Origin of the sequence: Pseudomonas rhizoryzae (genome assembly GCF_005250615.1) — a bacterium.
Taxonomy (GTDB): Bacteria; Pseudomonadota; Gammaproteobacteria; order Pseudomonadales; family Pseudomonadaceae; genus Chryseomonas; species Chryseomonas rhizoryzae.
The window spans coordinates 78,146-88,317 of record NZ_SULM01000016.1 but is presented as its reverse complement, the minus strand read 5'-3'; the positions used below and the strand labels follow the sequence as shown (position 1 = coordinate 88,317).

General features: G+C 67.7%; 5 protein-coding genes. All 5 read right to left on the bottom strand.

Annotated elements, in window-relative coordinates:
* Window positions 1-242: 242 nt before the first annotated feature.
* Entirely contained in the window at window positions 243-2,684 is a 2,442-nt protein-coding gene (locus tag FAZ11_RS22080) for a glycogen/starch/alpha-glucan phosphorylase (protein ID WP_058773708.1), read from the bottom strand.
* A 244-nt stretch (window positions 2,685-2,928) separates the two neighbouring features.
* Entirely contained in the window at window positions 2,929-4,299 is a 1,371-nt protein-coding gene (locus FAZ11_RS22075) for a chloride channel protein (RefSeq protein WP_058773707.1), read from the bottom strand.
* A gap of 73 nt (window positions 4,300-4,372) precedes the next feature.
* Window positions 4,373-6,130 carry a PTS fructose-like transporter subunit IIB gene (locus tag FAZ11_RS22070; protein WP_058763569.1) on the bottom strand — a complete coding sequence of 586 codons (1,758 nt, stop codon included), beginning with the start codon at window positions 6,128-6,130 and terminating at the stop codon, window positions 4,373-4,375.
* Complete coding sequence (pfkB, locus tag FAZ11_RS22065) at window positions 6,127-7,095, bottom strand: 1-phosphofructokinase (protein WP_058773706.1); 969 nt, start codon at window positions 7,093-7,095, stop codon at window positions 6,127-6,129. Before pfkB ends, FAZ11_RS22070 begins: the two co-directional genes overlap by 4 nt.
* Window positions 7,092-9,974: a phosphoenolpyruvate--protein phosphotransferase gene (gene ptsP / locus FAZ11_RS22060; RefSeq protein ID WP_058773705.1), complete on the bottom strand. Its 2,883-nt coding sequence runs from the start codon at window positions 9,972-9,974 to the stop codon at window positions 7,092-7,094. The genes pfkB and ptsP overlap by 4 nt, the downstream gene beginning before the upstream one ends.
* Window positions 9,975-10,172 lie beyond the last annotated feature (198 nt).

The window sequence follows — 10,172 nt, the reverse complement described above, 5'->3', positions numbered from 1 at the left end:
GTGGAGAAAGGGAGCCGGCAGGCACATTCTACGAAACAGCATCGAGTGCTCAGGTTGGGTAGGTGCTCAGCCGGCTCCGGGTAATGAGGTAGCTAATCTCATTACCCAGGAGAGATACAAGGTTGGGTTGAGCGCAGCGAAGCCCAACATCACCTCGGGGCTGGCAATGTTGGGCTTCGACGATGGAACCGTCTCAACCCAACCTACGGTCTATCGCCGCCATGGTAGCGAAACGTGCTCGATTACAACGCCTTCCAGATCTCCGTGGCGTATTCGCGGATGGTGCGGTCCGAGGAGAACCAACCCATGCTGGCGGTGTTGATCACCGCCGATTGCCACCACTTGTCCGGCTGCTGCCAGCGGGTCTCGACCTGGCGCTGGGCGTCCCAGTAGGCGTCGAAGTCGGCGCAGACCAGGAAGCGGTCGTGCCAGGTCAAGACGTCCAGCAGGCTGTTGTAGCGCGCCGGATCCTCGGGTGAGAACTGCCCGCCACGCAGGCCCGCCAGGACCTGGGAGAGGCGTGGCGAATTCTCGATGATGTCCGAGGAAATACCGCCGCTGCGCTGGCGCTCCTCCACCTCGGCGGCCTTCAGGCCGAAGATGAACATGTGCTCGGCGCCGATCAATTCGCACATTTCCACGTTGGCGCCATCCAGGGTGCCGATGGTGAGAGCGCCATTGAGGCCGAACTTCATATTGCTGGTGCCCGAGGCCTCCATGCCGGCGGTGGAGATCTGCTCGGACAGGTCCGCCGCCGGGATCATGACCTCGGCCAGGCTGACGTTGTAGTTGGGCAGAAAGACCACCTTGAGCAGGTCGCGGGTGAGCGGATCGTTGTTGACCACCTTGGCCACGTCGTTGGCCAGCTTGATGATCAGTTTGGCCTGGTGGTAGCTGGCCGCGGCCTTGCCGGCGAAGATCTTGACCCTTGGGGTCCAGTCACCGTTGGGGTTGTCGCGAATCGCCTGGTACAGCGCGATGGTCTGCAGCAGGTTCATCAGCTGCCGCTTGTACTCGTGGATGCGCTTGATCTGGACGTCGAACAGGGCGCTGGGATCGAGCGTGATCTCCATCCGCTGCTTGACCAGGGCGGTAAAGGTGTCCTTGTTGCGCTGGCGTTGCAGGGCGAAACGCTCGCGGAAATTGCTGTCGTTGGCGTAGGGCTTGAGCTCCGGCAGGGTCTTCTCGGGATCGTCCAGCACGCCCTGGCCGAGGGTGTCCACCAGCAGATCGGTGAGTGCCGGGTTGGCCTGGTGCAGCCAGCGGCGGAAGGTGATGCCGTTGGTCTTGTTGTTGATCCGGTCCGGATAGAGGCGGTGCAACGAGCGGAAGACCGTCTTGCGCATCAGGTCGGTGTGCAGGCCGGAGACGCCATTGATGCTGTGGGAGCCAAGAAAGGCCAGGTTGCCCATACGCACGCGGCGGCCCTGGCTTTCGTCGATCAGGGAGACGTAGGAGATCATGCCGCCGTCGGTCTCGCCGCGGGCACGCAGGGAGTCGAGGAACTGGGCGTTGATCAGGTAGATGATCTGCATGTGCCGCGGCAGCAGACGTTCCATCAGCTGCACCGGCCAGGTCTCCAGCGCTTCCGGCAAGAGGGTGTGGTTGGTGTAGCTGAGGGTGCCGACGGTGGTGCTCCAGGCGGCGTCCCAGGGAATGCCGTGGACGTCCACCAGCAGCCGCATCAGCTCGGCCACGGCGATGGCCGGGTGGGTGTCGTTGAGCTGGATGGCGACGTGCTCGGGCAGGCTGAGCAGGTCGTTGTGCTGCTTGAGGTGGCGCCGGGTCAGGTCGGCCAGGGAAGCGGCGACGAAGAAGTATTCCTGGCGCAGGCGCAGTTCCTGGCCGGCTTCGCTGCTGTCGGCCGGATAGAGCACCCGCGAGATGCTTTCGGCGCGGGCCTCGTTGGCCACGGCGCCGACGTGGTCGCCGGCGTTGAAGGTCTCCAGGTGGAGGATTTCCAGCGGGCGGGCACGCCAGAGTCTCAGGGTGTTGGCGCCCTCCCCGCCCCAGCCGATCACCGGGGTATCGTAGGCCACCGCGCGGATGCGCTCGCCGGGATGCCAGATCTGCCGCCGCGGATCGCCTTCGCCATAGGGCGCGACGCTGCCGCCGAAGCCGATCTCGTACACCACCTCGGCGCGCTCGAATTCCCAGGGGTTGCCGAAGTCCAGCCAGTTTTCCGGTTGCTCCAGCTGGAAGCCGTCGGCGATCACCTGACGAAACAGGCCGTGCTCGTAGCGGATGCCGTAGCCATGGCTGGCGATGCCCAGCGTGGCCATGCTCTCCATGAAGCAGGCGGCCAGACGGCCGAGACCACCGTTGCCCAGGGCGGCGTCCGGCTCCAGCCCGCGGATACGTTCGAGGTCCACGCCGAGATCGGCCAGCGCGCGACGGGTCTCTTCAAGGATGCCCAGGTTGGACAGGCTGTCGATCAGCAAGCGGCCGATGAGGAATTCCAGGGAGAGGTAGTAGACCCGCTTCTGCCCGGTGCGATAGGCCTCGCGAGTACGACTCATCCAGCGGTCGACGATGTAGTCGCGCGCGGCCAGGGCGGTGGCCTGGAACCAGTCGTGATCGAGGGCGTTGTCCGGGTCCTTGCCGACGGCGTAGGTGAGCTTGGAGAGGATGTTGGTGCGCAGGGCGGAAACTTCGTTGGGCGAGATGAAGCGGGGTCTCGTCATCAGGATTGACCTCTGCAAGCGCTTAGGAATCAGATCGCGAAGTGGCCGCGGATAATGCGGTGCGTGCCGCTTTTCTTACTTTTTAGGCGAAACGGCAGAGACGTCCAAGCTTTTTCGGACAGCAAGGCGGCGGAAGGTCCGCCGCTAGCAGGCTAATACCCGGTTTTCGCCGTTCCGTTCAGATGAGCATTGCTGATAAGCAGTACCTCGCACGGGCTGGGAGCGCTGTGTTGCTGAACACCTTTCAATTACGCTTGGGTGTCAGGGCATCCAGCACCTGCTTCGACAACGCGTGGTACAGCGGCACCGGCATCAGCCAGCCGGATACGGCGGAGGACAGCAGGCAGACCGCCAGCACCGGCAGCGTCATGTCCGGGCTGCCGACCATTTCCAGGGTGATGACGGTAGCGGTCAGCGGCGTGCGGGTGACCCCGGCCAGGTAGGCGGCCAGCCCCAGCAGCGCGCATTGCGCCAGACTGACGCCCGGCAGCCAGTCAGCCATCCAGGGCCCTAGGGCGGCGCCCACGGCCAGGGCCGGCGAGAACAGGCCACCCGGGATGCCCGCCAGGTAGGAGACGACGTTGGCGAGGAATTTCCACAGCAGGAAACCCTCGCCGGTGACCGGCTCGCCGGACAGGATGGCATGGGTCTCGGCATAGCCGGTGCCGAAGACGTGCTGCCCCGAGCACAGCCCCAAGGCCGCCAGGGCCAGACCACAACCAGCGGCGAAGGCCACCGGGCGGCGCCGGCGCAGGGCGTTCATGCGCCCCAGCCAACCCTTTTCGGTGGGCAGGATCAGACGGCCATAGAAACCGCCGAGCAAGCCACCGAGCAATCCGGCGACGGGGACCGCCAACCAGCCGATCCCCCAGGTCAGACCCAGGTTCAGGTCCCCGAGGTAGCTGTAGGGTCCCATGATCCCCAGGGTGACGATGCCGCCGAGCAGCACCGCAGTCAGCACCAGGCCGCTGAAGCGCTGCTCGAACATATGGGTGAGTTCCTCGATGGCGAAGACCACCCCACCCAGGGGCGTGTTGAAGGCCGCGGCTATGCCGGCGGCGCCACCGGCGAGAATCAGTCCGGACAGCGTACGCCGACCGTGCAGGCCAAGGCGCTTGCCGAAGCCGTAGAGCAGCGCAGCCCCGACATGCACCGTGGGCCCTTCACGACCTATCGAGCCGCCTACCAGCAGAGCCCCCGCGGTGAGCAACATCTTGCCCAGGGCCACGGGAGCTCCCAGTAAGCGCGCGCGCAGATCCGGCTCCTCGCGCTGGATGCTGGCGATGACCTGGGGAATGCCACTGCCGCGGGCCTCGCGTAGCACCCCCTGGGTCAGCCAGGCCAGCAAGGCGAAGCCCAGCGGTGTGACCAGCCAGGGCCAGAAGGCGCTGTGCTGCAGTAGTTGCTGGAACAGCCCGAAGGAGTGATCGGACAGCCAGGCGAAGGCGAGGCCGGCCAGGCCCACCAGGACGGCCCCGACCCAGAAGGCGATGCGCTGGCGCCACTCACGCAGGCGGCGACGGCGCCGGTGCCGTTGCAGGTGCAAGCGACGGCGCGCCGCGACTTCGGGATCGGTATCGGGAAAGACGGGATCAGGCGAGACGGGATCGGACATGGATACGGCTACACCGGGAGGCTAGAGCCTCCCAGTGTAACCGGTTGTTACCGCAAAGTTGCTGCTGGCGGGATCAGGTCGCAGGAGCCAGCTCGACGGCCGTCTCGCTGCGCTTGAGCACGGCGTAGATCACGCCAGTGACCAGACTGCCGGCGGCGATAGCCACCAGGTACAGCCAGGCATGAGTGATGGCATTGGGAATCAGCAGCACGAAGAGACCGCCGTGGGGCGCCATCAGCTTGCAGTCGAACAGCATCACCAGGGCGCCGGTCAGGGCGCCGCCGATGACGCTGGCCGGGATCACCCGCAGCGGGTCCTTGGCGGCGAAGGGAATCGCCCCTTCGGAGATGAAGCACAGGCCCAGTACCGAGGCCGCCTTGCCCGCTTCACGCTCGCTCTGGGCGAACTTGTGCCGCGCCAGCAGGGTGGCGATGCCCATGCCGATGGGCGGCACCATGCCGGCGGCCATGGTGGCGGCCATGGGGCCGTAGACCTTGGACGCCAGCAGGCCGACGGTGAAGGCATAGGCGGCCTTGTTGATCGGGCCGCCGAAGTCGATGCACATCATGGCGCCGAGGATCAGGCCGAGCAGCACGGCGTTGCTGGTGCCCAGGTTGTTGAGGAAATTGGTGAGGTGGTTGAGCGCACCGGCTACCGGGGTACCGACCAGGTAGATCATCACCAGGCCGACGATCAGGCTGGCGAACAGGGGGATGATCAGGATCGGCTTGAGCGCCTCGATGCTGGCCGGCAACTTGACGTGCTGGGCGATGGCCTTGGCCACGTAGCCGGCCAGGAAACCGGCGATGATGCCGCCGATGAAACCGCTGCCCAGGCTGGCCGCCAGCCAGCCGCCGATCATGCCGGGCGCCAGGCCCGGACGGTCGGCGATGGAATAGGCGATGTAGCCGGCCAATACCGGGACCATCAGTTTGAAGGCCGAGTCACCGCCAATCTGCATCAGCGCCGCGGCCAGAGTGCCCTGTTCCTTGAAGGCCTCGATGCCGAAGACGAAGGACAGCGCGATCAGCAGGCCGCCTGCCACCACCATCGGCAGCATGTAGGACACCCCGGTGAGCAGGTGCTTGTAGACACCCGAGCTCTCCTTCTTGGCCGGTTTGGCGCCCTCGCCCGCGGCGGGGGTGGCGCTGCCGGCCAGGGTCTCGCCTTCGGCCAGGGCCTTCTTGATCGTCGCCTCGGGTTGCTTGAGGGCGACGCCGGTGCCGCAGCGATAGACGCGCTTACCGGCGAAGCGCTCGACATTGACCTCGATGTCGGTGGCCAAGAGCACCACGTCGGCCTCGCGAATGGCGTCGGCCGGCAAGGGATTGCGCGCACCCACCGAGCCCTGGGTCTCCAGGTGCAGGCGATAGCCGAGCTTCTTGGCAGCGTTCTGCAAGGCTTCGGCGGCCATGAAGGTGTGGGCGACCCCGGTCGGACAGGCGGTGATGGCGACCAGCCGCGGCGTCTCGCTGGCACTGGCGGGTGCACTCGACGCGGCGCCGCTGGTGGCGGGTGCCTGCTCCAGCACCTTGGCCTCGCTGGCGGCGCGTTGCAGGAAGGCGTCGACATCGCGCAGGGCTTCCGCCGGTGCGGCGCGGTAGACCCGCTTGCCGACGAAGCGCGACAGATCGACCGCGCCGGTGTGCACCACCACCACCAGTTCGGCACGGGCCAGTTGGTCGTCGGTCAGCAGGGTGGCCTCGGGGCCGTCGTGGATCTCGACGCTGGTGGTCCAGCCGCGGCGCTGGGCGGCGGCATCCAGCAGGCGCGCGCTGAGCACGCTGGTGACCATGCCGGTCGGGCAGGTCGTGACAATGGCGATATTCATGGGTTTACCCCTGATTCTTGTTCTAGCGGAAAGTCGGGAAGGACGCGCACCCGCACCTGGTCTTCGAAGGTGGCGAGTTGCGCCGGATCATTGATGCCGAAACCGATCTGGGTGACCGCCAGGGCGGCGATGGCGGTGGCCGTGGTCAGGGTGCGCTCCGGCGTCTGGCCAGTGAGCAGGCCATGCAGCATGCCGGCCAGCAAGGAATCGCCGGCGCCGACGGTGCTGGCCACGGTGACCTTGGGCGGCTGCGCCTCCAGGGTCTGGTGACCGTACCAGCGCACGCCCTCGGCGCCCTGGGAGATCACCAGGTGCGCGATGCCCAGGGCGCGCAGTTGCTCGACCAGCAGCGCCTGCTCGGTGGCGGTCTCGGCGGGGGCGTTGCAGGCCTCGGCCAGCTCCTCGGTATTGGGTTTGATCAGCCAGGGACCGGCAGCGAGGGCGGCGCGCAGGGCGGCGCCACTGGTGTCCAGCGCCACCGGCAGGCCCAGCGATTTGAGCCGGCCGATCAGCGCCGCCAGCCATTCGGGCGTCACCCCCCGCGGCAGGCTACCGGCCACCACCACGGCGTCGTGCCCCGCGGCAATGCGGTCGAGGGTCGCCAGCAATTCCTGCTGGGCGGCGGCGGAGACCTCGGGGCCGGGCCCGTTGATGTCGGTGATACGGCCATCGGCCTCGGCCAGCTTGAGGTTGCTGCGCGTCTCCCCCGGCACCCGAACGAAGGTGTCGGTGAAGCCGCGCCGGGCGAACAGCGCCTCGAAGGCACTGGCGTTGTCGGCGCCGAGGAAACCGCTCACGGTCAGCTCGTGGCCGAGATCGGCCAGCACCTGGGCGACGTTGAGGCCCTTGCCGGCGGCATGCACGATCACCGCCTCGCTGCGATTCACCGCGCCGGGCTTGAGTTCGGGCAGCTGGACGGTGAGATCCAGCGCCGGATTTAGGGTCAGGGTGAGGATGCGACTCATCGCAGCGCCTCCACGCTCTGCCGGACTTCAGCGGCGGTGGCCAGCTCCAGCGCCCGCGCGGCGCAGGACTGCACCAGACGCAGCTCCAGCTCGCGTACCCGCGCCTTGACCAGCGGCACGCTACGCGCCGAGACCGACAACTCGTCCACGCCCAGGCCGACCAGCAGCGGTACCGCCAGCGGATCGGCAGCCAGCTCGCCGCAGACGCCGACCCACTTGCCATGGGCATGGGCGGCGCGCACCGTCATGTCGATCAGGCGCAGCACGCTGGGATGCAGGCCGTCGGCCTCGCCGGACAGCAGCGGATGGCCGCGGTCGATGGCCAGGGTGTACTGGGTGAGGTCGTTGGTGCCGACGCTGAAGAAGTCCACTTCCGGCGCCAGCACCGGCGCCAGCAGGGCGGCCGAGGGCACCTCGATCATGATGCCGACCTGCAGATCGGTGGTCGCGATCTCCTGGCGCAGACGGTCGAGGATGTCACGCGCCTGACGCCACTCCTCGACGCGACCGATCATGGGGAACATGATCCGCAGCGGGCGGCCATCGGCGGCCTTGAGCAGGGCGCGCAGTTGGGTTTCCAGCAGTTCGGGCCGGCGCAGGGTGAGGCGTATGCCGCGGATGCCGAGGAAGGGATTCTCTTCCGGCGGCAGCGGCAGATAGGGCAGCGGCTTGTCGCCGCCGACGTCCAGGGTACGCACCACCAGCGGCTTGCCGGCGAGGCCATCGAGGGCCCGGCGGTATTCCTGCTCCTGGGCGGCTTCGTCGGGGGCGGCGTCATGGCTCATGAACACCAGTTCGGTGCGCAGCAGGCCGACGGCTTCGGCGCCCTGCTCCACCGCGGCGGCGGCCTGGGCGGTGTCGCCCAGGTTCACCGCGATCTCGACCTGATGGCCGTCGCGGGTGGTGGCGCTCTCGAAGCGGCGGGCCTCGGCGGCGCGACGGCGCTCGGCCTGAACTTCGCGCTCGCGCTGCACGGCGTCGATCCGGCTGGCATCTGGGGCGATCTCCAGGGTGCCCTTGTCGCCATCCAGCAAGAGCACGCTGCGCGGCGCCAGCTCCAGCACCCGCCGGCCCGCGCCGACGATGGCCGGGATGCCCAGGGCGCGGGCGACGATGGCACTGTGGGAACTGGCGCCGCCACGGGCGGTGAGGATGCCGCAAACGCGCTCGCGGTCGAGCCGGGCCACATCGCCAGGGCCGACCTCATCCATTACCAGCACATAGGGTTCTTCGGGTTCGCGGACCTCTTCCACGCCACAGAGTTGGGCCAGCACCCGGCGGCCGACGTCGCGCAGATCGGCGGCGCGCTCGGCGAGCAACTTGTCGTGCAGGGCCTCCTGCTGGCTGGCCGCCTCTTCGATCTGGGTATCCCAGGCCGCAGCGGCGCTGGCATTGGCCTTGAGCCGGTTAGCGATGCCCTGCTGCATATCGGGATCGTCGAGCATCTCCAAGTGGGTCTGGAAGATCTCGCGCAAGGCGCTGGACTCACTGCGGGCAATGAGCGCCTCGATATCGGCGCGCACCGTGGCCAGGGCCAGGTCCAGGCGCTGCCGCTCGGCGGCGGCGCCTTCGCCAGTGGCGGGATAGTCGAAGTGTTGGGGCGCCACCACATGAGCCGGGCCGACCGCCAGACCGGGAGCCGCGGCCACGGCCTGGGCGCGATCGCCCGGTGCCAGCGGCAGTTGTTCGGACGGGTCCACCAGGCTGATGGCGGTGACCCGGGCGGCACCGGTCGGGGCCGGGGCGCTGGCAGTGACCGGCTCGACGTCTTCGCCGAGTCCGGCCTGCACCGCGCCGATCAGATCGTTCAGGGCCGCCTCGGCCGGCGTGCCGGGTTCGACCAGGAATTCCAGGGTCTGGCCACGCCGGGCGCCCAAGGCCAGCAGGCGCGACAGACTCTTGGCCGAGACCGGAGCGCCGCCGTCGACCCGCACACGGATCTCGCCGTCATAGGCCTTGGCCAGCCGCGCCAGCTCCTTGGCCGGACGGGCATGCAGGCCGTGGGCATTGGCCAGGACCACCTGGGCACTGGGCCAGTCGGGAGCGACTTCGCCGCCCAGGGCTTCGAGCACGGCACGGCGCGAGGTGGCCTGGGCCAGCTCCTGGCCACGACCGGCGACGAGCAGATCGCAGAGGCGTTCGAGCAGAGCGCGATGGCCTTCGCCCAGGCTGGCCAGACAGAACAGGCCGCGTACCGGCTGGTCCTGATGGTGCAGCGGTTGCAGCGGGGTGACGAAAGCCAGACCCGGGCGCTTCACCGCAGTCTCGCTGTTCAGCCACCAGAGGCCGTCGCCCAGGGGCAGCGGTTGGCTGGCCTGCAGGGCGGCGGCGAAACCGGCATCCACGCATTCCATGTGCTTGAGCATGCGCGCGCCTTGCCAGGCCAGGTCTTCCAGGTCCTCGGCGTCGATGGCCAGCTGCACCAGCTCTTCGTCCAGGGCCAGGGCCTGGGGCGCCCCCTGCAGCAGATCGAGGATCTGCTGGGGTTCACGGGCCTCGCGCAGAGCTTGTTGCAGCTCGCTCTCGCCGAGGGCGCGGGTCAGCAACTGCAGGATGCGCAGGTGCTCGTCGGATTTGGCGGCGATGGCGATGGCCAGGTAGGTCAGTTGGCCGTCGCCCCAGTCCACCCCATCGGGGAACTGCATCATCCGTACGCCGGTGACGAATACCTGGTCACGGGTCTGGGGCGTACCGTGGGGAATGGCGATCCCCTGGCCGAGATAGGTGGAGCCCTGGGCCTCGCGGGCCTTGAGCCCGTCGAGATAGCCCGGAGCGACCAGGCCATCGGCGACCAGGGACTCAGCGAGCATGGCTAGGGCGGTCGCCTTGTCGGGCGCCTGCTGGGCCATACGAATATGCTGGGCATTGAGTTCGAACATGGAAGGATACCTCCGGCGCCGCGCGCCCGATCCTGGCGCCGTGCCTTTCTTGTAATAGATGCTTGCCGGCTCGCTTAGCCCTGCGGACACGCCAGAAGCAGCGGCGCAGGGCACTGGGTGTAGCGTGACAGCCCTCGGACAACAGAAAGCTGAAACGTTTCACCCAATGTAACTGGAACGTTACTCGATAATCGTCGA

Excerpts from the sequence above, each read along its gene's own strand:
- FAZ11_RS22080 (WP_058773708.1), bottom strand. The coding sequence starts at position 2,684 with ATGACGAGACCCCGCTTCATCTCGCCCAACGAAGTTTCCGCCCTGCGC.
- FAZ11_RS22075 (WP_058773707.1), bottom strand. The coding sequence starts at position 4,299 with ATGTCCGATCCCGTCTCGCCTGATCCCGTCTTTCCCGATACCGATCCC.
- FAZ11_RS22070 (WP_058763569.1), bottom strand. The coding sequence starts at position 6,130 with ATGAATATCGCCATTGTCACGACCTGCCCGACCGGCATGGTCACCAGC.
- pfkB (WP_058773706.1), bottom strand. The coding sequence starts at position 7,095 with ATGAGTCGCATCCTCACCCTGACCCTAAATCCGGCGCTGGATCTCACC.
- ptsP (WP_058773705.1), bottom strand. The coding sequence starts at position 9,974 with ATGTTCGAACTCAATGCCCAGCATATTCGTATGGCCCAGCAGGCGCCC.